At 71.4% G+C, this 23,213-nt stretch carries 18 protein-coding genes; 3 read left to right on the forward strand and 15 right to left on the reverse strand.

Annotated features, from left to right (window positions below):
* Position 1: 1 nt before the first annotated feature.
* From HNQ79_RS02615 to hrcA, 4 genes are all read right to left on the reverse strand, one after another.
* The gene (locus HNQ79_RS02615) at positions 2–745 is read right to left on the reverse strand and encodes a 16S rRNA (uracil(1498)-N(3))-methyltransferase (protein WP_185026328.1); all 744 of its coding nucleotides are present in this window, start codon (positions 743–745) and stop codon (positions 2–4) included.
* Positions 742–1,842, reverse strand: a complete 1,101-nt coding sequence (locus HNQ79_RS02620) for a nitronate monooxygenase (protein ID WP_221507180.1) — start codon at positions 1,840–1,842, stop codon at positions 742–744. The genes HNQ79_RS02615 and HNQ79_RS02620 overlap by 4 nt, the downstream gene beginning before the upstream one ends.
* 240 nt (positions 1,843–2,082) lie before the next feature.
* Positions 2,083–3,216 carry a molecular chaperone DnaJ gene (gene dnaJ / locus HNQ79_RS02625; RefSeq protein WP_185026330.1) on the reverse strand — a complete coding sequence of 378 codons (1,134 nt, stop codon included), beginning with the start codon at positions 3,214–3,216 and terminating at the stop codon, positions 2,083–2,085.
* The gene (gene hrcA, locus HNQ79_RS02630; protein ID WP_185026332.1) at positions 3,217–4,233 is read right to left on the reverse strand and encodes a heat-inducible transcriptional repressor HrcA; all 1,017 of its coding nucleotides are present in this window, start codon (positions 4,231–4,233) and stop codon (positions 3,217–3,219) included. It lies immediately after the preceding gene.
* A 161-nt stretch (positions 4,234–4,394) separates the two neighbouring features.
* Between hrcA and HNQ79_RS02635 the strand changes: the two genes are divergently transcribed.
* Both HNQ79_RS02635 and HNQ79_RS02640 read left to right on the forward strand, forming a co-directional pair.
* Entirely contained in the window at positions 4,395–5,138 is a 744-nt protein-coding gene (locus HNQ79_RS02635; RefSeq protein WP_185026334.1) for an MBL fold metallo-hydrolase, read from the forward strand.
* 34 nt (positions 5,139–5,172) lie between these two features.
* Positions 5,173–5,997: a DUF3097 domain-containing protein gene (locus HNQ79_RS02640; RefSeq protein ID WP_185026336.1), complete on the forward strand. Its 825-nt coding sequence runs from the start codon at positions 5,173–5,175 to the stop codon at positions 5,995–5,997.
* A 126-nt stretch (positions 5,998–6,123) separates the two neighbouring features.
* Here HNQ79_RS02640 and hemW read toward each other — a convergent pair whose 3' ends face one another.
* The 4 genes from hemW to lepA all read right to left on the reverse strand — a co-directional run bounded on the left by hemW (position 6,124) and on the right by lepA (position 13,926).
* Positions 6,124–7,356 carry a radical SAM family heme chaperone HemW gene (gene hemW, locus HNQ79_RS02645; protein ID WP_185026338.1) on the reverse strand — a complete coding sequence of 411 codons (1,233 nt, stop codon included), beginning with the start codon at positions 7,354–7,356 and terminating at the stop codon, positions 6,124–6,126.
* Between the two features lie 40 nt (positions 7,357–7,396).
* Positions 7,397–9,316 (reverse strand): ATP-binding SpoIIE family protein phosphatase, encoded by a 1,920-nt coding sequence (locus HNQ79_RS02650; protein WP_229923178.1) that lies wholly within the window; start codon positions 9,314–9,316, stop codon positions 7,397–7,399.
* A 505-nt stretch (positions 9,317–9,821) separates the two neighbouring features.
* The gene (locus HNQ79_RS02655; protein WP_185026342.1) at positions 9,822–11,711 is read right to left on the reverse strand and encodes an AMP-dependent synthetase/ligase; all 1,890 of its coding nucleotides are present in this window, start codon (positions 11,709–11,711) and stop codon (positions 9,822–9,824) included.
* A gap of 349 nt (positions 11,712–12,060) precedes the next feature.
* Positions 12,061–13,926, reverse strand: a complete 1,866-nt coding sequence (gene lepA, locus HNQ79_RS02660) for a translation elongation factor 4 (RefSeq protein ID WP_185026344.1) — start codon at positions 13,924–13,926, stop codon at positions 12,061–12,063.
* Positions 13,927–14,171: 245 nt separating this feature from the next.
* Here lepA and rpsT point away from each other — a divergent pair, with 245 nt between their 5' ends.
* Entirely contained in the window at positions 14,172–14,438 is a 267-nt protein-coding gene (gene rpsT / locus HNQ79_RS02665) for a 30S ribosomal protein S20 (RefSeq protein WP_185026347.1), read from the forward strand.
* 286 nt (positions 14,439–14,724) lie between these two features.
* On the opposite strand, the gene holA is transcribed toward rpsT, so the two are convergent.
* From holA to HNQ79_RS02700, 7 genes are all read right to left on the reverse strand, one after another.
* Positions 14,725–15,720, reverse strand: coding sequence for a DNA polymerase III subunit delta (gene holA, locus HNQ79_RS02670; protein ID WP_185026349.1), 996 nt, complete (start codon positions 15,718–15,720; stop codon positions 14,725–14,727).
* Positions 15,721–15,774: 54 nt separating this feature from the next.
* Positions 15,775–16,020 carry a hypothetical protein gene (locus HNQ79_RS02675; RefSeq protein ID WP_185026351.1) on the reverse strand — a complete coding sequence of 82 codons (246 nt, stop codon included), beginning with the start codon at positions 16,018–16,020 and terminating at the stop codon, positions 15,775–15,777.
* A 70-nt stretch (positions 16,021–16,090) separates the two neighbouring features.
* The gene (locus HNQ79_RS02680; RefSeq protein ID WP_185026353.1) at positions 16,091–16,990 is read right to left on the reverse strand and encodes a YceI family protein; all 900 of its coding nucleotides are present in this window, start codon (positions 16,988–16,990) and stop codon (positions 16,091–16,093) included.
* Positions 16,991–17,316: 326 nt separating this feature from the next.
* The gene (locus tag HNQ79_RS02685; RefSeq protein ID WP_229923177.1) at positions 17,317–20,031 is read right to left on the reverse strand and encodes a ComEC/Rec2 family competence protein; all 2,715 of its coding nucleotides are present in this window, start codon (positions 20,029–20,031) and stop codon (positions 17,317–17,319) included.
* A 101-nt stretch (positions 20,032–20,132) separates the two neighbouring features.
* A complete protein-coding gene (locus tag HNQ79_RS34925; RefSeq protein WP_185026355.1) occupies positions 20,133–21,290 on the reverse strand; it encodes a ComEA family DNA-binding protein in 1,158 nt (385 codons plus the stop codon).
* A 108-nt stretch (positions 21,291–21,398) separates the two neighbouring features.
* Positions 21,399–22,244 (reverse strand): DegV family protein, encoded by an 846-nt coding sequence (locus HNQ79_RS02695; RefSeq protein ID WP_185026357.1) that lies wholly within the window; start codon positions 22,242–22,244, stop codon positions 21,399–21,401.
* Positions 22,245–22,352: 108 nt separating this feature from the next.
* Complete coding sequence (locus tag HNQ79_RS02700) at positions 22,353–23,093, reverse strand: hypothetical protein (RefSeq protein WP_185026359.1); 741 nt, start codon at positions 23,091–23,093, stop codon at positions 22,353–22,355.
* Positions 23,094–23,213 lie beyond the last annotated feature (120 nt).

Below are 23,213 nucleotides of genomic sequence, written 5' to 3' on the forward strand. Positions count from 1 at the left end.
TTCAGGACCACCGCCCGGTGCGCCCCAGCAGCAGGGCGGTCGCCGCCGTGCCCGCCGTGGACGTACGCAGCACACTGCGGCCCAGGCGGTACGGTTGCGCACCCGCCTCGGCGAAGACCGCCAGCTCCTGCGGCGACACGCCCCCCTCGGGTCCGACGACCAGCACGATGTCACCCTCGGCCGGCAACGGCGCCAGCGCCAGCGCACCGCTGTCCGCGTCCCGGTCCTCGTGCAGTACGGCCGCGAAGTCGGCGGCGGCCAGCAGCGCGCCCACCTGCCTGGTGCTCATCGCGTCCGCGACCCGCGGAAACCGGAGCCGCCGCGACTGCTTCCCCGCCTCGCGTGCGGTGGCCCGCCACTTGGCGAGCGACTTGGCCCCCCGGTCGCCCTTCCACTGTGTGATGCAGCGCGCCGCCTGCCACGGCACGACGGCGTCGACCCCGGTCTCGGTCATCGTCTCGACGGCCAGCTCGCCCCGGTCGCCCTTGGGAAGCGCCTGCACCACGGTGATCCGCGGCCGCGGCTCCTCCTCGACGACCGTCCCGGTGACCTTCACCACCAGCCGGTCCTTGCCCTCGGCGGCGACGACGACGCCCTCTGCGCCGCTTCCCGCCCCGTCGGTCAGCACGACGACCTCGCCCGCCGTCAGACGCCGTACGGACACCGCGTGGCGTCCCTCCGGGCCGTCCAGGACGTACTCCCCGCCCTGCGGCACGCTCTCCACCACGAACACCGGCGCCGTCACGACGTCGACCTCCTCAACGCCATTTCCGTCCACGCCGAGTCCGCTTCCGCGCCCAGCACCTGTACGAGCCGCCCCGCGGGCAGGTCCCGCGCCAGCCGGTGCCCCTGTCCCGCCCACAGCGCCATGCCCTGCGCGTCACCGACGCGGGCCGCGGCCCGGCGCAGGCCGGCGGTCATGTAGTGAACCTCCGGGTAGGCGGAGGGGGCGTACGGGCCGTGCTCGCGCATGAACCGGTTGACCAGTCCGCGCGCGGGCCGCCCGGAGAACGCGCGGGTGAGTTCCGTCCGTACGAACAGCGGGTTCTTCAGCGCCTGCTTGTGCATCGCGTGCGCGCCGGACTCCGGGCACGCCAGGAACGCCGTCCCCAGCTGTGCGGCGTCCGCCCCCGCGGCCCGTACGGCGGCGATCTGCGCCCCCCGCATCAGCCCCCCGGCGGCGATCACCGGCAGTTGCACGGTCTCGCGGACCTGCGTCACGAGCGCCAGCAGACCGATTCCGCCGCTGCCGTCGGTCTGCGGGTCGTCCTTGTGCGTGCCCTGGTGCCCGCCCGCCTCGATGCCCTGCACACAGACCGCGTCCGCGCCGGCCCACTCGGCAGCCTGCGCCTCCTCCGGTGTGGTGACGGTGACGACGGTGTACGTACGGACGTGCGCGAGGGCGTCGAGTTCGTCCCGCGACGGGCAGCCGAAGGTGAACGACACCACGGGCACCGGGTCGTCGACGAGGAGCGCGAGTTTGGCCTCGTAGCCGTCGTCGGTGCCGTGCGCGTCCTGCCGCTCGTCGATCGGCGTCTCGTACCAGGCGCTCTCACTGGCGAGCTGCTGCCGGTACAGGTCCAGGGCAGCCGGATCGGCGGCGGGCTGCGGCAGGAAGAGGTTGACCCCGAAGGGCTTGGAGGTCAGCGCACGCAGCTGCTTGATCTCCTCGTACATCCCGTCGGCGGTCTTGTACCCGGCGGCGAGGAACCCGAGGCCGCCCGCATCGGACACGGCACCGGCCAGCTCGGGACGGGAGACCCCGCCGGCCATCGGCGCCTGAACGATGCCGCGCCGGCACAGCTCTCCCAGCGCGGGAACCACCCTGGACTCAACAGACATGCCCGCATCGTTTCACGGCCGGGCCGGGGCGCCGAATCGAACCGGGGCGGGGCCGGACCAGCAGGTCCGGCCCCGCCCCGTACGAACAGACTTCGGCGACCGCCGAAGGATGACCTCGGCGTCGGGCAAGTCCCTCACCGCCCGTTGAACGCATCCTTCAACCGGGAGAACAACCCCTGCTGCCCGGGCTGACACCCAACCCCCGGGGGACGACCCCCGAACCCCCAGCCAGGGACCGCCTCACCGCCCGTTGAACGCATCCTTCAACCGGGAGAACAACCCCTGCTGCCCGGGCTGGAACTGCCCCGTGGGCCGTTCCTCGCCGCGCAGTTTCGCGAGCTGGCGCAGCAGGTCCTCCTGCTGCGGGTCCAGCTTGGAAGGCGTCAGCACCTCGACGTGCACGATCAGGTCGCCCCGGCCGCCACCCCGCAGGTGTGTGACGCCGCGGCCGTGCAACGGCACCGACTGGCCCGACTGGGTGCCCGGACGGATGTCGATGTCCACCACCCCGTCGAGCGTCTCCAGCGGCACCTTGGTGCCGAGCGCGCCCGCCGTCATCGGGATGGTCACCGTGCAGTGCAGATCGTCGCCGCGCCGCTGGAACGTCTCGTGCGGCTGCTCGTGGATCTCCACGTACAGGTCGCCCGCGGGGCCGCCGCCCGGGCCGACCTCGCCCTCGCCCGCGAGCTGGATCCGGGTGCCGTTGTCGACACCCGCCGGGATCTTCACCGTGAGCGTGCGACGCGACCGCACGCGGCCGTCACCGGCGCACTCCGGACACGGCGTCGGTACCACCGTGCCGAAGCCCTGGCACTGCGGGCAGGGCCGCGAGGTCATGACCTGCCCCAGGAAGGAACGGGTGACCTGCGAGACCTCACCGCGCCCGCGGCACATGTCGCAGGTCTGCGCGGCCGTACCCGGAGCCGCACCCTCGCCGCTGCACGTCGTGCAGACGACGGCGGTGTCGACCTGGATCTCCTTGGTGGTGCCGAAGGCCGCCTCGTTGAGGTCGATCTCCAGGCGGATCATGGCGTCCTGGCCACGGCGGGTCCGCGAGCGCGGGCCGCGCTGGGAGGCCGTGCCGAAGAAGGCGTCCATGATGTCGGAGAAGTTCCCGAAGCCGCCCTGACCGAAGCCGCCGGCTCCGCCGCCCGCCTGGGACAGCGGATCGCCCCCGAGGTCGTAGACCTGCTTCTTCTGCGGGTCGGACAACACCTCGTAGGCGGCGTTGATCTCTTTGAAGCGCTCCTGAGTCTTCGGGTCCGGGTTCACGTCCGGGTGAAGCTCACGCGCAAGACGCCTGAACGCCTTCTTGATTTCGTCCTGGGACGCGTCGCGGCGCACGCCGAGTACGGCGTAGTAGTCGGTGGCCACTTACGACTCCGCCAGGATCTGTCCGACGTAACGTGCCACTGCGCGTACCGCTCCCATCGTTCCGGGGTAGTCCATGCGGGTCGGTCCGACCACGCCTAGTTTGGCGACTGCCTCGTCGCCCGAACCGTAGCCGACTGCGACCACGGACGTAGAACTGAGTCCTTCGTGAGCATTCTCATGACCGATACGTACGGTCATGCCGGACTCCGTTGCCTCGCCGAGCAGCTTCAGCAGAACGACCTGCTCCTCCAGCGCCTCCAGCACGGGGCGGATGGTGAGCGGGAAGTCGTGACCGACGCGGGTGAGATTGGCGGTACCGCCGATCATCAGCCGTTCCTCGGTCTCCTCGACGAGTGTTTCCAGCAGAGTCGCCAGAACCGTCGAAACGGTTCCCCTGTCCTCCGGCTCGAACGACTCGGGAAGTTCCTGCACCAACTGCGGCACGTCGGCGAAGCGACGGCCCACGATGCGGCTGTTGAGCCGGGCCCGCAGATCGGCCAGCGACGTCTCGCCGAACGGTGCCGGACAGTCGACCATGCGCTGTTCGACCCGGCCGGTGTCGGTGATCAGCACCAGCATCAGCCGGGCGGGCGCCAGGGACAGCAGCTCCACGTGCCGCACCGTGGAACGCGTCAGCGACGGGTACTGGACGACCGCGACCTGACGGGTCAACTGCGCGAGCAGCCGGACCGTACGGGCGACGACGTCGTCCAGGTCGACGGACGCGTCCAGGAAATTCTGGATGGCACGCCGCTCCGGCGTCGACAGGGGCTTGACCCCGGCCAGCCGGTCGACGAAAAGCCGGTAACCCTTGTCGGTGGGGATGCGCCCCGCGCTGGTGTGCGGCTGTGCGATGAAACCCTCGTCCTCCAGGGCTGCCATGTCGTTACGGACGGTGGCCGGGGAGACGCCGAGCTGGTGCCGCTCGGTGAGGGCCTTGGAACCGACCGGCTCCTCCGTGCCGACATAGTCCTGGACGATGGCGCGCAGGACTTCGAGTCTGCGTTCACTGAGCATCGCGCACACCTCCAAGCCGTGATGTTCCCAGGTGAATGTGGGGCTTCTTCCCTGGGGACCTGCTTGGCACTCCTCGCAGGTGAGTGCCAGATTCCCCGGGCCAGTGTACGGCGGCGGGGTGCGCCCCGGGCAAGGGCGGCGGCTCACGCTAGCGTCACGGTATGGACTTGCGCTGGGAAGAGCTCGACGGAAAGGCAGGCTGGGAACGTCTCGCGCCGGGGGTCGGCAGACGCCGCCTGCCGGGCTGGGACGCCACGGCCGGGCTGGTGGCGGGCGCCCACGGGGCGCTCCTGTACGACACCGGGTCGACCCTGCGCGAAGGCGCCGAGATCCGCACACAGGCCCAGACGCTGCTCGGCCGCAGAGTGACGCACATCGCTCTCAGCCACCCCCATTTCGACCACGTCCTGGGCACGGGAGCCTTCGCGGGCGCGGAGGTCTACGCCGCCGCCGACATGGACGCCCTGCTCACCTCGCAGCGCGAGTCGCTCACCCAGGACGCGGTGCGCCAGGGGGTCGAGCCGGGCGCCGCCACCGAAGCGGCGGAGCTGCTGGCCGCCCCGCACCACCCGGTCTCCGGCGAACGCACCGTGGACCTGGGCGGTGGACGCACCGTCCTGCTCGCCAACCTGGGCCCGGCACACAGCGGCCACGACCTGGTGGCCCTCGTGCCGGATCCCGCGGGCGGCCCCGGGATCGTCTTCTGCGGTGACCTGGTGGAGGAGTCCGGGGAGCCGCAGGCGGGCCCCGACGCGGTGGCCGGGCGGTGGCCGCAGGCCCTGGACCGGCTGCTCGCCCTGGGCGGCGAGAGCGCCCTGTACGTGCCGGGGCACGGGGCGGTCGTGGACGCCGCGTTCGTACGGGCCCAACGCGACGCGCTGGCACGCCGGTTCCGGGTCTCCTGATCGGTGTCGCCGCGCGTGTCGTAGCGTCTGACGCATGCGCAGCTACAGTCCGGACTTCACGCCGCCGTGGAAGAAGTCGAAGCCCGTGCCCGAGGTTCCCGCCGAGTACGACATGGTGATCGAGGAGGTGTCGACGGGTTTCTGCGGCGCCGTGATCCGCACCGAGAAGACCGCGGAAGGGCCGACGGTCACCCTGGAGGACCGCTTCGGCAAGCACCGGGTGTTCCCGATGGTCCCCGCGGGCTTCCTCCACGAGGGCAGGCCGGTGACGCTGGTGCGGCCGTCCGCGGGGGCGGCCGCGGTGCGTCCCACCCGTACCGCCTCGGGATCGGTGGCCGTCGCGCAGGCACGCGCGCGCGTGGCGCGGGCGGGCCGCATCTACGTGGAGGGCCGGCACGACGCGGAGCTGGTGGAGCGGGTCTGGGGCGACGACCTTCGCGTCGAGGGCGTCGTCGTGGAGTACCTGGAGGGCATCGACGACCTGCCGTCCGTGGTCGCCGGGTTCGGACCCGGGCCGGACGCACGGCTGGGCGTCCTCGTCGACCACCTGGTGCCGGGCTCCAAGGAGTCACGCATCGCCGCCCAGGTGACGGACGCGAACGTGCTGGTCGTCGGCCACCCGTACATCGACGTGTGGGAGGCGGTGAAACCGTCCTCCGTCGGGATTCCCGCATGGCCGTCCGTTCCGCGCGGCCAGGACTGGAAGACGGGTGTGTGCCGGGCGCTGGGCTGGCCCGAGAACACGGGCGCCGCCTGGCAGCACATCCTGGGAAGGGTCCGCTCGTACAAGGACCTCCAGCCGGAGCTGCTCGGCCGGGTCGAGGAACTGATCGACTTCGTCACGGCACCGGAGGACTGAGGATCGTCCCTGGGCCCGGGGACGCAGGAGGCGCCCCGGTGCGCGGTCGCCCGGCCGCGCACCGCCGGCCCCGCGGGTCCCGCCGCGGTCGTCGACAGGCTCCCGCACCGCCCGGATCCCGCCCGGTCAGTCGACCAGGTCCCGCACCACCGCGTCCGCCAGCAACCGCCCGCGCAGGGTGAGCACCGCGCGCCCCTGTGCGTAAGCACCGGCCTCCAGGAGACCGCCCCTTACCGCCTGCTCGGCGGCGACCAGTCCCGCGGGCTTGAGCAGCGACAGCTCGCAGCCCTCCACCAGGCGCAGCTCCAGCAGGATCCGCTCGACGCGCCGGTCCTCCGAGGACAGCACCTCGCGGCCGGCTCCCGGCGAGCGGCCGTCGCCCAGCGCCTGCGCGTAGGCGCCCGGATGCTTGACGTTCCACCACCGCACTCCGCCGACGTGACTGTGCGCGCCGGGCCCGGCGCCCCACCAGTCGGCGCCCCGCCAGTACAGCTCGTTGTGCAGACAGCGCCCGGCGTCGGACGTGGCCCAGTTGGACACCTCGTACCAGGAGTACCCGGCCCCGGACAACGCCGTCTCCGTCATCAGGTACCGGTCCGCGTGCACGTCGTCGTCGGTCATCGGGACCTCGCCGCGGCGGATCCGCCGGGCGAGCTGAGTGCCCTCCTCGACGATCAGCGCGTACGCACTCACATGATCGGGGCCCGCGCCGATCGCCGCGTCCAGCGATGCCTGCCAGTCGGCGTCGGACTCCCCCGGGGTGCCGTAGATCAGGTCCAGGTTCACGTGGTCGAACCCGGCGGCCCGCGCCTCGGCCACGCACGCCTCTGGCCGTCCCGGGGTGTGGGTGCGGTCCAGGATCTTCAGCACGTGCGGGCGGGCGCTCTGCATGCCGAAGGAGACCCGGTTGAAGCCGCCCTCACGCAGCTCCGACAGATATGCCGGATCCACCGACTCCGGATTGGCCTCCGTGGTGACCTCGCAGTCGTCCGCGAGGCCGAACTCCTCCCGGACGGCCCCCAACATCCGTACAAGATCGGCCGCGGGCAGCAGGGTGGGCGTGCCCCCGCCCACGAACACCGTCCGCACCGGCCGGGGGTCGTCCCCCAGCACCTTGCGTGCCAGGCGCACCTCCTCCTCCAGGGTCGCCGCGTAGTTGTCGCGGGACGCGAGAGCGCCGCCCGAGCCGCGCAGCTCGGTCGCCGTGTACGTGTTGAAGTCGCAGTACCCGCACCGGGTGGCGCAGTACGGCACGTGCAGATAGAACCCGAGCGGCCGCTCCCCCGCCCCACGCAACGCGTCGGGAGGCAGCGCCCCGTCCTCGGGCATGGGCTCACCGTCAGGCAGTACAGAAGGCATGCCCCCATTGTCCGCCCTGCGGACAGCTCTCCCGCCCGCTCTACTCCGCCCGCAGCACCAGCAGCGCCAGGTCGTCGTCCGGCGGCTCCGGCGCGAACCCGTGCACCATCTGCTTGATCCTGTCCGCCACCCCCTGCGCGGACAGCCCCGCGCACTGCGCCAGCGCGGCCGCCAGCCCTTCCCCGTCGTCGAACATCACCCGTCCGCACCGGCGCTCCGTCACCCCGTCCGTGACGCATAGCAGCGCCTCCCCCGGCCGCAGTACGAACGTCTCGCTCCCGTACGACGCGTCGTCCAGCACCCCGAGCAGTACCCCGGGCTGCCCCGCGGCCCGTACCTCACCGTCGGGCCGCAGCACCAGCGGCAGCGGGTGGCCGGCGCTGGAAACCGTGCACCGCACCCCTCCGCCCTCGGCCCCGGACAACGGTTCCAGCTCGCCGAACAGCATCGACAGAAAGCGTGCCTGCGGGCCGTCGGGCAGGTCCTGCCCGCCCGCCGACGCGACCAGCCGGGCCGCGGCGTCGGCGGACTCCGTCGCGTCGTCGAGGAGCAGCCGGTTGAGCCTGTCCAGCACCTCCGACACCTGGTAGCCCTCGCGGGCAAGCAGCCGCAGCCACGGCCGCACCAGACCGGTGACCACCGCCGCCTCCGGGCCGTTGCCCTGCACGTCGCCGAGCGCGAAGCACCAGCGGCCGTCCCTCGTGGGGAAGATGTCGTAGAAGTCCCCGCCGGCCAGCCCTTCGCCCCGCGGCTCGTAGACGAGCGCGCTCGTCAGGCCGGGAATCTCGGCGACCCTGCTGGGCAACAGGGCCCGCTGGAGGACGCGGGAGATGGTGGCCTGCTGGGTGTACCGGCGGGCCGCCCCGACGGCGAGCGCCACCCGCCGCACGAAGTCCTCGATCAGCCCCGTCACCTCGTCGGGGACGCGGTGCAGGCCGGCCCTCCCCAGCATCAGGACTCCGACCCGCCGCCCGCCCACCACCATCCGGCACGCGAGCACGGCACCCGTCCCGCCGAAACCCCTCCGCGGGGCACCCCGTGCCGCTGCCCCCGGCCACGGCAGCGGCACGGGGCCGCCGCCCGCGGACTCCGGCACCTGCGGCGGTTCCTTCTCCAGATGGGCACGCAGTTCCTCCATGCACGCGGCACGCGCGTGCCAGACGCGGGCCAGCCGCGGCTGCGCCGCCGGACCGCCGCCCTCCGCGTCGAGCCATACGGCACACCAGTCGGCGAGCCGCGGAACCAGCAGCTGTGCGGCCAGCGCGACCACCATGTCCTGGTCGAACTGTCCGGCCAGCAGGTCCGACGCCTCCGCGAGAAAGGACAGTGCGCCCCGGTTCACCCATTCGGGATCGTCGTCGTGCAGCGGTCGACGGGGCAGCGGAGAGAGGATCTCGGCGGCGCGCAGGCCACGCCGGAGCGCGCCATGGGAGGCGAGGGGCGCCGGGTCGACGGCCTGTCCGCCGCTCGCGCCGTGCTGCTCGTGGTCCTCCAGAGGCAGGGCGGCCCAGACGGTCTTGAGGCCGGCGCGGTAGGTGACGCCCCAGCTTTCAACGAGCTCGGCCACGAGGTGGAGGCCGTGCCCGTACTCCGGCGCGGCGTTCCTGTCCTGGTGCTGCGGTTCGTTGCGCACCACCCGCGAGGGGCGGTGGTCGGAGACCTCGACGACGAAGGCGCCGGCACCGTGACGACCGGTGGAATCGATGCGGCAGAGGAGTTCGACGGTGGTGCCCGCGTGCAGGACCGCGTTGGTCACGAGTTCGTTGACGACGAGGGCGGCGTCGTCCGCGAGCCGGGCCGCGAAGCCCTCGCCGTCGGGCACGAGACGGGTGCCGGACCAGCCCGCCACGGCAGCCCGGACGAACTTCCGTGCGGCGGAGGGCGCGAGCGGGTTGCCCGGCAGGCTGGTGCGGGCCTCGGACTGGATCTCGCACCTCCCGGCCGACGCGATCCGTTGCAGGTGTCGTCGGCCCGCTACGCAGAAACGGATGCCACGGCGCGGCCGCTGCTCGGTTGTCGCAGAGCCGCTTACGACAACCACAGGGTGACAGATCGAATCCGTCCGCAAGCACCGTGTCACCGAATTGCACCGCAAGGAGCGAAGAGCGGGCCCATTGGGCGCCAGGGATGAGTCCGCTTCCCGTATCCGCACGCCGTGACCGGACACCCGCGGAGCGGCGGCCGCGCACGGCGCACGTCACAAGGCCCCGGACCGCGAAAGGTGCACGCGTCACGGGCCGGCGCGCCAGAAGGGCGCAGGGCACGCCTGGGCGGGCGGCGGCCGCGCATTACCCGGCTGCGGGGTGCCGGGCGTCAGCCGCGCGTCACCGGGGCGCGGGGCGCCGGGGCGGACGGCGCCGGGGCGGCGGCCTCGGCGGTCTGCCGATCTGACCGACGGCAGCCGCCGGCCGCACGCGCCGACGCCTTTGGCGGGGCCTTGAACGACACCCATGCCCCGGCCGTTGCTACGCCTCCCGCGTCCCCGCGTACATCTCGTCGATCAAGTGCTTGTACTCGCGCTCGACGACCGGCCGCTTCAGCTTCAGGCTGGGCGTCAGTTCACCGTTCTCGACGTCCAGGTCGCGCGGCAGCAGCCGGAACTTCTTGATGGACTGCCAACGCTGCAACCCCTCGTTGAGCTCGTTGACGTAACCCTCCACGAGGGCCTGCGTCTCAGGAGCGGCGACCACCTCCGCGTACGTCTTCGCGCCGAGCCCCTGTTCCTGCGCCCACGCGAGGATGGTCGGCTCGTCGAGCGAGATCAGTGCTGTGCAGAAGTTGCGGTCCGCGCCGTGCACCAGGATGTTCGAGACGTACGGGCAGACCGCCTTGAACTGTCCCTCAACCTCTGCGGGAGAGATGTACTTGCCGCCGGAGGTCTTGATGAGGTCCTTCTTGCGGTCGGTGATCCGCAGGTATCCGTCCGCCGACAGCTCGCCGATGTCTCCGGTGTGGAACCAGCCGTCCGATTCCAGGACCTCGGCGGTCTTGTCCGGGAGCCCGTGGTAGCCCTGCATGATGCCGGGGCCGCGCAGCAGGATCTCGCCGTCCTCGGCGATCCGGACCTCGGTGCCGGGGAGCGGCTTGCCGACGGTTCCGGTGCGGTACGCCTCGCCCGGGTTCACGAAGCTCGCGGCGCTGGATTCGGTCAGCCCGTAACCCTCCAGGATGTGGATCCCGGCACCCGCGAAGAAGAACCCGATGTCCGGGGCGAGTGCCGCCGAACCCGATACACAGGCCCGCATCCGCCCGCCGAACGCCTCGCGGATCTTCGAGAAGACCAGTGCGTCCGCCACCTTGTGCTTGGCGTTCAGACCGAACGGGGCCGTCGCCTGCCCGGTGCGCCGGAAATTGTCCTGCGTGACCTTCGCGTACTCGCGGGCGACGCCCGCCGCCCACTGGAAGATCTTGTACTTGGCTCCGCCGCCCGCCCGCGCCTTCGCGGCGACGCCGTTGTAGACCTTCTCGAAGATGCGCGGCACGGCGGCCATGTAGGTCGGCCGCACCACCGGCAGATTCTCGATGATCTTGTCGATGCGTCCGTCAACGGCGGTGACGTGGCCGACCTCGATCTGCCCCGAGGTGAGCACCTTCCCGAAGACGTGCGCCAGCGGCAGCCACAGGTACTGGACGTCGTCCTTGGTGATCAGCCCGGTCGCCACGGTCGCCTTCGCCATGTACGACCAGCAGTCGTGCGGCAGCCGGACACCCTTGGGGCGGCCGGTGGTGCCGGAGGTGTAGATGAGGGTGGCGAGCTGGTCCGAGGTGATCGTCGCGACGCGCTCCTTCACCGCCTCCGGGTTCTTCTCCAGGTACGCGTTGCCGCGCGCCTCCAGGTCCGCGAGCGAGAGCACCCAGCCCTCGGGGTCACCGTCGGCAGCCTTCGCGTCCTCGGCATTCATGACGACGACGTGGGCCAGGTGGGGCAGTTCGGCGCGCTTCTCGCGAGCCTTGGCGAGTTGCTCGGCGTCCTCGGCGATCAGTACCCGGCTCCCGGAATCGGCGAGGATGTACGCGGACTCCTCGGCGTTCGTCGACGGATAGATCGTGGTGGTAGCGGCCCCGCCGCACATCACGCCGAGGTCGGCGAGGATCCAGTCGATCCGGGTGCCGGAGGCCAGGGCGATCCGCTCCTCGCTCCGCACACCGAGTTCGATCAGGCCCGCGGCGATCGCGTACACGCGCTTCGCGGCCTGCTCCCAGCTCAGCGACCGCCACTCGTCCGGGCCCTGCCCGCCGGCCGGCGGAACCGGGTACCGGTAGGCCTCCCCGTTCGGCGTGGCGGCCACGCGCTCGATGAAGAGGGTCGCCACGGACGGCGGCCGGTTCTCGATCATGGTCTGTGTGTCGCTCACGACGTCCTCCGGGCCCACGGCATTGCTGCGCGACTGGCTGGTATTTAACTGGCGAGTAACAAACGATCTGTGATCAGACTAGAGCGCACGAGGCCCGTACGTAAGGGTCCGTGGGGCGCACTTTTCAGTGTGCGCCGTCCGGCGGGACAGTGCCGGGCGCCGCCCGCCCCCACAGGCCCGGGGCGACAGCGGTTTTCGGGAAGAAAACAGAAGACGACAAACGACGAGCGGGCCCGGACGAAAAATGTTCCGGGCCCGCTCTCGATCGCAGATGTTGCGGCCGCTGCCTTCGCGGAAGGCGGCCGCTACTTCCTTCTCATCTGCTTCTTCTTCGTCTGCTTCTCTTCGTCTACTTCTTCTTCGACGCGGAGTCGTCGCTGGAGAGCACGGCGATGAAGGCTTCCTGCGGCACTTCCACGCTGCCGACCATCTTCATACGTTTCTTGCCCTCCTTCTGCTTCTCCAGAAGCTTCCGCTTGCGGGAGATGTCGCCGCCGTAGCACTTGGCGAGGACGTCCTTGCGGATGGCACGGATCGTTTCGCGGGAGATCACCCGGGAGCCGATGGCCGCCTGGATGGGGATCTCGAACGCCTGCCGCGGAATGAGCTCTCGCAGCTTGGCGACGAGCCGCACGCCGTACGCGTACGCCGCATCCTTGTGCGTGACGGCGGAGAAGGCGTCGACCCGGTCGCCGTGCAGGAGGATGTCGACCTTGACCAGGGCGGCGGACTGCTCGCCGGTGGGCTCGTAGTCGAGCGAGGCGTAACCGCGGGTCTTGGACTTCAGCTGGTCGAAGAAGTCGAAGACGATTTCGGCGAGGGGCAGCGTGTAGCGGATCTCGACGCGGTCCTCGGAGAGGTAGTCCATGCCCAGGAGCGTGCCGCGGCGTGTCTGGCACAGCTCCATGATCGCGCCGATGAACTCGCTGGGCGCCAGGATCGTGGCCCGCACGACCGGCTCGAAGACGTCCGAGATCTTGCCCTCGGGGAATTCGCTGGGATTGGTGACGATGTGCTCGGAGCCGTCCTCCATGCGCACCCGGTAGACCACGTTGGGCGCGGTCGCGATGAGATCGAGGCCGAACTCCCGCTCCAGGCGCTCTCGGATCACGTCCAGGTGCAGCAGGCCGAGGAAGCCGACGCGGAAGCCGAAGCCCAGGGCCGCCGAGGTCTCCGGCTCGTACACCAGCGCGGCGTCGTTGAGCTGGAGCTTGTCGAGTGCCTCGCGCAGGTCGGGGTACTCCGAACCGTCCACCGGATACAGACCCGAGAAGACCATCGGCTTCGGGTCCTTGTAGCCGCCCAGCGCCTCCGTCGCCCCCTTGTGCAGGGAGGTGATGGTGTCACCGACCTTGGACTGCCGTACGTCCTTCACACCGGTGATGATGTAGCCGACCTCGCCGACGCCAAGACCGTCGGACGACGTCATCTCGGGCGACGAGACGCCGATCTCCAGCAGCTCGTGGGTGGCGCCGGTCGACATCATCCTGATGCGCTCGCGCTTGTTGAGCTGGCCGTCGACCACCCGGACGTACGTGACGACGCCCCGGTACGAGTCGTAGACCGAGTCGAAGATCATCGCGCGGGCGGGGGCGTCCTTGACGCCCACCGGGGCCGGCACGTCGCGCACCACACGGTCGAGCAGCGCGTCCACGCCGACACCGGTCTTCGCGGAGACCTTCAGTACATCCTCCGGCTGGCAGCCGATGAGGTTGGCGAGCTCCTCGGAGAACTTCTCCGGCTGAGCGGCCGGAAGGTCGATCTTGTTGAGTACCGGAACGATCGCAAGGTCGTTCTCCATCGCCAGGTAGAGGTTGGCGAGGGTCTGCGCCTCGATGCCCTGTGCCGCGTCGACGAGCAGGACCGTGCCCTCACAGGCCGCCAGCGAGCGGGAGACCTCATAGGTGAAGTCCACGTGGCCCGGGGTGTCGATCATGTTCAGGACGTGGGTGGTGCCCATGCCGTCGCCCGCGGTGGGCGCCCAGGGCAGTCGTACCGCCTGGGACTTGATCGTGATGCCGCGCTCGCGCTCGATGTCCATGCGGTCGAGGTACTGGGCACGCATCTGCCGCTGGTCGACCACACCGGTCAGCTGGAGCATCCGGTCGGCAAGGGTCGACTTGCCGTGGTCGATGTGCGCGATGATGCAGAAGTTGCGGAGCAGTGCCGGGTCGGTACGGCTCGGCTCGGGCACGTGGAGAGGAGTCGCGGGCACGCAGGGTCCTGATTCTTGAGAACACGTGCACACGGTGCGCCGGAACAGGGTCCTCGGGCGCGCGCGTGCGTCGTTCTCGTCTCGGTCCGGAAGTTGTGAAGTCTTCCCATGGTCCCACGATCGTGGGACTGCGGCCGGTTTGGGCCGGTCGAGGGACGGCTGGTAGTCTGGGCAGCTGTGTCTTGTGGCCTTCACCGGTCACGGGACGCACATCGAGATCCAACCGAACCTGTAAAGGCTCTTTCGTGGCGAACATCAAGTCCCAGATCAAGCGGAACAAGACCAACGAGAAGGCGCGCCTGCGCAACAAGGCCGTCAAGTCCTCGGTCAAGACCGCCGTGCGCAAGGCCCGCGAGGCCGTCGTCGCCGGTGACGTCGAGAAGGCCACGCTGGCCGTCCGCGACGCCTCCCGTGCGCTCGACAAGGCCGCCAGCAAGGGTGTCATCCACAAGAACGCAGCCGCCAACAAGAAGTCGGCGCTCGCTGCCAAGGTCGCCACCCTGCAGGCCTGAGCATCACTCTGAGGTACCTGTAGGAAATCGTCGGCGCCAGGATTCAGCGGACCCTCTCTACCGCTCCTGACCCGGCACCCCCGCCGCGCACCGAACGCGTTCGCCACGCGGGCGCGGTGGAAACAGCTCGAACCGAAGCCCCGGTCTCCGTCCTTCCCCAGGACGGAGACCGGGGCTTCGGTGTTGCCGCTTGCCGCCGGCCGCGCGCCGCTTGCTGCCTGCTGCCTGCTGCCTGCTGCCTGCTGCCTGCTGCCTGCTGCCTGCTGCCTGCTGTAAGAGCGTCCCGTCAGCGGTTGCCGCGCGACCGGGCGGCCCGTGCGACCGCGACGACCGCCTTCTCCAGGGCGTACTCGGGATCGTCGCCGCCGCCCTTGACACCCGCGTCGGCCTCGGCGATCGCACGCAGCGCGTCCGCGACGCCGTCCGCGGTCCAGCCGCGCATCTGCTGCCGCACCCGGTCGATCTTCCACGGCGGCATGCCGAGGTCCCTGGCCAGGTCGCCGGGGCGGGCGCCGCGCGGGGCCGAGGCCAGCTTGCCGATGGCCCGCACGGCCTGGGCGAGGGCGCTGGTGATCAGGACGGCCGCCACCCCGGTGGACAGGGACCACCGCAGCGCCTCCAGGGCTTCCGCCGCCCGGCCCTCGACGGCGCGGTCGGCGACGGTGAAGCTGGAGGCCTCGGCGCGCCCCGTGTAGTACCGACCGACGACCTCCTCGTCGATGGTGCCCTCGACATCCGCGACGAGCTGCGAGACCGCGCTGGCGAGCTCGCGCAGGTCACTGCCGATCGAGTCGACGAGCGCCTGGCCCGCCTCGGGCGTGGCCGAGCGGCCCAGGGCGCGGAATTCCGACCGTACGAACGAGAGCCGCTCGGCGGGCTTGGTGGTCTTGGGGCAGGCGACCTCGCGGGCCCCCGCCTTGCGGGCCGCGTCGAGCAGGCCCTTGCCCTTGGCTCCGCCGGCATGCAGCAGGACGAGGGTGATCTCCTCGGCAGGGGCGGTGAGGTACGCCTTGACGTCCTTGACGGTGTCGGCGGTCAGGTCCTGTGCGTTGCGCACGACGACGACCTTGCGCTCGGAGAAGAGCGAGGGGCTGGTCAGCTCCGCGAGGGTGCCGGGCTCCAGCTTGTCGGGCGTGAGGTCGCGCACGTCGGTGTCACTGTCGGCGGCGCGGGCCGCCGCCACGACCTGCTGCACGGCGCGGTCGAGCAGCAGGTCCTCCTGCCCCACGGCGAGGGTGACGGGGGCGAGCGGATCGTCGGTCGAATTCTTCCTGGTGGCCATCGCGGTCAAGCATCCCACGGGGCACTGACAGCACCCGCTCCGCCCGCCGGGTGCCTACGGAGCCTCCAGCCACCCCTCGTGCTCCGCTGCCAGCGCGTCCAGTGCGGCGGAGTCGAAACGCCTCTCGGGGTCCTCGACCACCACCAGCCACTGGGCGTCCTCGGCATCGTCCTCACCCGCCAGCGCGTCTCTGACGAGCTGGGGCTCTTCCGCCGTCCCGAAACGGTCCACCAGCTCCTGCGCCACCTCTTCAGCCGCGTCCCGGTCCGGCAGCACCAATACATGTCGTACATCGCTCACCTGCACATTGTCCGGTACGCGAGACGTCCGTCGTCACCGTTTCGGTGCCCGGGGCAACGGTAGGGGCCCTTCAGGCAGCCGGGGCCTCCGACGCCTTGGGGGTGATCTGGATGTCCAGCTCGACGGCGATGGAGGAGCCGACGGCGGCGATGCCGTGGCCGAGCATCGTCTGCCAGGTGAGCGTGAAGTCCTCGCGGTGCAGTTCGGCAGTGGAGTGGACGGCGGCACGGGTTTCGCCCTGGATGCCGCACCCCATGCCGAGGTACTGGCTGTCGAGAGTGACGGTGCGGCTGACGCCGTGCAGGGTGAGTGCGCCGGTGATGGCCCAGCGACTGCCGCCACGGTGCACGAATCGGTCGCTGTAGAACTCCATCGTCGGGAAGTTGGCGATGTCGAAGAAGTCCCTGCCCCGCAGGTGGTCGTCCCGCAACTTGACGTTGGTGTCGATGGACGAGGCGTCGATGACGACGTGCATGGCGGATTGCTCCATGCGCTCGCCGATGCGGATCGCGCCCGCGAAGCTGTTGAACCGTCCGCGGATCTTGGCGAGGCCGATGTGCCGTGCGGAGAAACTGATCTGGGAGTGCATCAGGTCGATCTCCCACTCACCGGGCTCGGGGAGCTGCGGCGGGACGGCGATCTGGAGGGAGATGTCGCCGAGGCCGGAGTGCCCGCTCTCGGTGACGGTTGCGCTGCCGCGGTACGGGGTGAAGCCCTCCGCGGTGACGGCGAGCCGGTAGTCACCCGCGGGAACTGCGGCGACGAGCGTGCCGTACGGGTCGGTCTCGCCGCCGACAATTCTGCGGCCCGTGCTGTCGGTGACGACGAACCCGGCCTGCCTGACGGGCTCGCTGACCGGGTCGAGGACCCGGCAGCTGAGAACGCCGGCAGAGGACGGGACGGAGAACCCGGCGAGTGGATTGGCGTGGCCTGCGGTGGTCGAACGTCGGCCGAGCCAGCGGGAGATCATGATGTGCGCACCCCCGTGCGAATGGTTGCTGCAACAGGGGCGCGCCGGGGCACGTCAAACCGCCGGAGCAGCGACCCTTTGACGAATAGGCATTCGATCACTCTTGGGGTGTTCGAGGCAAACGAGGGGCTCGGTGAGGAGATGCGCCCGCGTGCCCCAAGGGTCTGAATTGAACAGTCCCGTACCCGCTCCCGCACGGATGCTCCGTGTGATGCAGGTACGAGCAGAGGGTGCGGAAGCCTACGAGCGACTGAACAGGAGCCCTTCAGGCGGGCAGTTCGGGAGGTTTCCCGAACTGCCCGCGACCCGGTCCGGCGCGGCCCGACTCAGCCCCCGCCAGGTACCGCCGCCAGGTCCGCTCCCGTCCCGGTGACCGCGATCGCTCCGTCCCGGTCCGTGCGCAGTACCGCCGTTCCGAGAGACGCGAAAGCGGCGAGGGCGGCCGGCGCGGGGTGACCGTACGGGTTGTCCCGGCCTACCGGCACGAGAGCCAGCCGAGGCGCCGCCCGACGGAGCAGCCCGGGGTCCTGGTGCGCGGAGCCGTGGTGGGCGACCTTCAGGACGTCGACTGCCCCCAGCCCGGGGTGCACCCTGAGGAGACCCTGCTGGCCGGACGGTTCGAGGTCGCCGGGCAGGAGCAGGGTCAGGGGCGTGGCGGCTGCTCCGTCACCGGGGTCGGTGTGCCGTACGAGCAGGGCGACGCTCGCGTCGTTCGCCTCCGCGGGAGTCGGATGCGGAGGCGGCGGGGGCCACAGCACCTGCCAGTCGAGCGGGCCGATGCGTCGCCGCTCCCCCGGCCGGACGGCGGTGACCGGCACCCCCGCCCCCGCCGCCACCCGGTGGACGAACGCCGCCTGTCCCCCGGGCTCCGGAAGCGTCGTGGTCTGAATCGACCCGACCGACCGGCCGCGGAGCACCCCGGGCAGCCCGGAGACGTGATCGGCGTGGAAGTGGCTGAGCAGCACCACCGGCACCCGCGTGACGCCCAGCTCACGCAAGCACCGGTCGACCAGCACCGGATCGGGTCCGGCGTCCACCACCACCGCCGTGCCCCTCTCCCCCGCCGCCAGAACCGTCGCGTCCCCCTGCCCGACATCGCACATGACGAACTTCCAGCCGGGCGGCGGCCATCCGGTGAGGGTCCCCGTGAGCGGAGCGGGCCGTACCAGTGCGAGCAGCAGGAGAACGGCGCAGACCGCACTCAGCCACGGATGACGCGGGGCCCTGCGCGCGAGGAGCACGACCGCAACGGTGACGGCGGCCAGCAGCAGCCCGCCCCGCCAGCCACCCGGCCAGTCGATCTCCGCCCCGGGCAGCGCCGCCCCGGCCCGGGCCACCCGGGCGATCCACCCGGTCGGCCAGCCTGCGACCCGGGCGAACAGTTCGGCCACCGGCATGGCCGCAGGCGCCGCCGCGAGGGCCGCGAAGCCGAAGACGGTGGCCGGGGCCACAGCCAGCTCGGCGAACAGGTTGCAGGGAATCGCCACCAGACTGACCCGGGCCGCCATCATCGCCACCACCGGCGCGCACACCGCCTGCGCCGCGCAGGCCGCCGCCAGCACCTCGGCGAGCCGGGGAGGCACCCCCCTACGCTGCATCCCGGCGCTCCACACGGGGCCGAGGGTGAGCAGGGCCCCTGTGGCGAGCACGGAGAGCAGGAACCCATAACTCCGGGCCAGCCACGGGTCGTACAGCACCAGGAGCAGCACGGCGGCGGCCAGCGCCGGAATCAGCGACCGGCGTCGTCCCGTCCCGATGGCGAGCAGGGTGATCAGCCCGCAGGCAGCGGCCCGCAGCACGCTGGGCTCCGGGCGGCACACGATCACGAAGGCGAGGGTGAGCGCACCACCGAGCAGTGCGGTGGTGCGCAGCGAGACCCCCAGCCCGGCGGCCAGGCCCCGCCGTTCCGCACGCAGGGCGAGGCCTGGCGGCCCGATGAGAAGTGCCAGGACGATCGTGAGATTGCTGCCGGACACCGCCGTCAAGTGCACGAGGTCGGTCGCCGCGAAGGCGTCGTACAGGTCCGGTTCCATCCGGGACGTGTCGCCGACGACGAGCCCCGGGAGCAACGCCCGTGCGTCGGTCGGCAGCCCCTCGGTGGCCTCCCGCAGTCCCGCTCGGAGATCCCCGGCCATACGTTGTACGGCGGTCGGCGGCCCGACGACGGGCGGACCGGCGCTGCCAGGAATCCGGAGTACGGCAGCGATCCGGTCGCCGTCGAGCCTCGGCGGCGCCAGCCGGGCCCCGGTCACCCGCAGCCGGGTGGAGGGCAGCAGCCGCAGCCACGCCGCGGTGGGACCACGCGCGGGGGCCAGGACGAGGACAGGGGTGCGTACGGCGGTGGCCGTGCCATCGGTGGCGACGACCCGGGTGAGTTCGGCGTCCAGGACCACCGGCCGCGGCGCGGCCCGGTCGCCCTGCACCCGGGGCCGGATCTGCCGCGGGTCGCCGGTGACCGTCAGTTCGGCTTGCACGACGGCGTACCGACGGGCCAGTTCGGGCACAGGGCCACGGTAGAGGTCCGCGGAGTGCAGGGCCGCCGACGCGGTGGCGGCCGCGGCGCACAGCAACACCGTGAGGACGGCGGCGGCGCGGCGGGGTCCGGCGACGCTGCCGGGTCGGGTCACCCGACCGGGCCCGGGATCAGCGGTACGCCCGATGCCGGGTTCGGCGACATGACCGGCTGGGAGCCCGGTGCTCCGGCCGACGTCGGGTTCGGTGGCACGACCGGGCCCGGGCCCGGTGTCCTTATCGACGTCCGGTTCGGTGACGCGACCGGACTCGGTGCCGTGGCGGGGGTCGGCCCCAGTTCCGCCTCCGGCCCGCCGGCCCCTGTCCCGGCTTCGGAGTTGTCCTGTCGCGGATCCGCGACCCGTGGCGAGCCCCACGGCCAGGACTGCTGCCAGGAGGACGGTCAGGAGGACGACGGCCCGTCCTGCCGTCGCTCCCACCGTGAGCGCTGCCGCCGCCCAGGCGGCCAGCGCAGGTGGAACCAACCGGAGGTCGGGCGGACCCTCCTGCAGCGGGTGGGAGCTGCCCAGCCGGTGGCCGGCCGTCGCATGCACCGACTTTCGAACGGAGCGGGTCGCAGAGGCGCGGCGGGACCCGGAAGCGGAGTCGGCGGCAGCTCCGGGCCGGCTGTTCACGGGCGTACGAGGCTCTGGAGATCCGCGAAGCGGCGATCGCCGATCCCTCGCACCTCGCGAAGCTCCTCGACGGAGCGGAATCCGCCGTGCTGCGTGCGGTAGTCGGCGATGTGCCGGGCCAGGACCGGGCCGACGCCGGGAAGGGTGTCCAGTTGTTCCACGGTGGCGGTGTTGAGGCTCAGCGGGGCGTTCGGCTGCCCACCGGCCGAACTCGGTACGTTTCCGGCACCCGGTCCGCCTCCGACAGCGGACGTCGGCGGGGCAGGGCCGCCCACCACCACTTGTTCGCCGTCGGTCAGGACCCGTGCCCGGTTGAGCCCCGTGGTGTCCGTGCCGCTGGTGATGCCGCCCGCTTCGCGCAGCGCGTCGGCGACCCGCGAGCCAGCCGGCAGGTGGAGCACTCCCGGCCGCTTCACCTCACCGGCTACGTCGACGACGACGATGGCCCCGCCCGCGGCCTGCGGGACCGTGGAGGCTCCCCGGAACACCTCCGGGATCGCGCTCGGTGTGAGTACCGGCGTGGGTTGCCCGGGCGGCACGGCCGGTGGGCTCACTGCGATCGCCGTCGATCCGACCGTCTCGGGGGCCTGCACGGTGTGGGGACGCCCGGCCCAGAAGTGGTGGACGGCGAAACCCGTGGACACGACCAGGACTGCGGCGAGCGCACCCACGGTCTTGGGCTCCATAGCGCACCTGACCTGTACCCATACCGGTACCCGGTCCCGTGCGGCGGCCCACGCCCTGCGCAGGCCGCCGGACGCTTTTCGCACCACGGCCCCAGCAACCAGGCCGCCCGCGGCCGTGCGTGCGAAAGGGCGCGCGGGCGGTACGGCCGCCCGCGGCGCGGTCACCCTAGGAGCTGACGCGCGTGGCGCGGACGCCGGAGGTACGGGTGCCGGCGGTACGGGTGGCAACGGCACGGGTGGCGACGGCGCCACTGAGCGGGCCCTTACCTCGGCCGGCGCGAACAGCGCGTCGGCCCGGCGGCGGTACACGGCTGCCGCAGCCGAGGCGGCCGTGCGGCGGCCGTGCCGCAGCCCCGGCGAGGCGCGGAATGTCCTACCGGGTGCGGAACCGGCCCGGGAGGCGGAGTAGGAGGTACGACGGGGCGCGCGGCCCGGTCCTGTCGTTTCGTTGCGTGATCGAAGAGCCATGCGCCTGACGGTAGGCACTCCGCCTCCGCCTTGCTGATCATGGCTGATTTCTGTGGATAAGCCGCAAGTTGGGGATAACTCGGTCACCCTTTTTGGGGACGAAGACCCTCAGCGCGGCGAGATCACGACCCCGAGCAGCCCGGGCCCCGTGTGCGCTCCGATCACTGCGCCGACCTCGCTGACGTGCAGGTCCGCGAGGCCGGGAACTCGCTGCCGGAGCCGGTGGGCAAGGGTGTCGGCCCGATCGGGAGCCGCCAGGTGGTGCACTGCGATGTCCACCCGCCGTTCGCCGGCCCGTTCCACCGCGATCTCCTCCAGCCTGGCGATCGCCCGGGACGCCGTGCGCACCTTTTCCAGCATCTCGATACGCCCGTCGTTGAGTGCGAGGAGAGGCTTCACCGCGAGCGCCGACCCGAGCAGCGCCTGCGCGGCACCGATCCGGCCGCCGCGCCGCAGGTAGTCCAGCGTGTCGACGTAGAAGTACGCGGCCGTTTCCCCCGCTCGCTTCTCCGCGGCCGCAACGGCCTCGTCGACGTTGCCGCCCGCCTCGGCGACTTCGGCTGCGGACAGGGCGCAAAAGCCCAGCGCCATGGCGATCATCCCGGTGTCCACCACCCGCACCGGTACGGGTGCCTCACGTGCCGCAAGTACCGCTGCGTCGTACGTGCCCGAGAGTTCGGCCGGCAGATGCAGAGAAATGATGCCGGTGGCCCCGGCCTCGGCCACCGCCCGGTAGGTCGCGGCGAACACCTCGGGGCTGGGCCGGGAGGTGGTCACCGAACGGCGCTTCTGGAGCGCTTGGGCGAGCGAACGAGAGGAAATCTCCGTGCCTTCCTCGTACGCCTGATCACCGAGGACGACGGTCAGCGGCACTGCGGTGATGCCGTGCCGCTCCATCATCGGGGGCGGCAGATAGGCCGTTGAATCGGTGACGATCGCGACATGGCGGGACATGAGCCTGGAGGTTACCCGCAGGTGCGGCCCGGCGGCAGTCCGGCCCCTCTCAACGGGCCCCCGCCCACGGGATCCCTGCCGGTTCTGGCCCGGTATCCCCCGTGCTCCTCAGGTGGTGCTCTCGGGGCGGGCAGTCTTCTGCCACGGGTGACCGACCTGCCGGTTCGGATCGCGCCCGGTGATCGCCTGCGGCCCTTCGCCGGTACGGCTTCCCGCCCCGGTCCCGTCCACCGCGTCACCCCACGTGCGCGCAGGCTCCCCGGTGGTCGACCCGGTGGCCTGTGGCTGGTCCGCGTCCGGTTCCACCGCCGCCCAGTGCCGCAGCGCCCCGGACTCCATCCGGATCTGCTCGTTCAACGACGTCAGGTCTTCGTCCGCGAACTTCCGTGCCCTGTCCCGCGCAGCCCAGCGCAGAGAGTCGGCGGACTGCACGACCTGCTCCGTACGCTCCCGCAACTCCGGGACATGTTCCGCGGCCCGCACTTTGTCCGGATCCCTTTCCAGCCGTCGCAGCTCGTCGTCCAGCTGATGGCCGTAGTCACTGAGTCGCTCGAAAAGGGCCAGGGACTCCGACAGCGAGGCGTCGGATGCGACTCCTGCGGTGAGCGCCACCTGCGTGGCGCGCATGGAGGTGCGCAGCGCGAGACGGAGTTGCGCCAGCTCACCGCCGATGCCCGGCTGGCCGTAGCTCTTCGCTCGCAGCGTGGTGTCCTCCACGGTGCGCCTGGCCTGCGTGATCGTGCGGTCCACTCCGCGTCTGGCGGCGCCGACCGCCTTGACGGTGACGTACACGCCCAGCCCCACGAAGGCGAGGAACAGCAGCGCCATGATCAAAACGACGGCTTCCATGACGCCCTCCGCGGTAGGTCTGATGGAATGTTCCACCAACTGGACTGTTGACCGGCCCCTCCACCGTAAACGGAACGGGCAGGCCGGTGGTTCCCGTAGAACCCCCAACCTGCCCGTAGG

Source organism: Streptomyces candidus, from assembly GCF_014207445.1.
GTDB lineage: Bacteria > Actinomycetota > Actinomycetes > Streptomycetales > Streptomycetaceae > Streptomyces > Streptomyces candidus.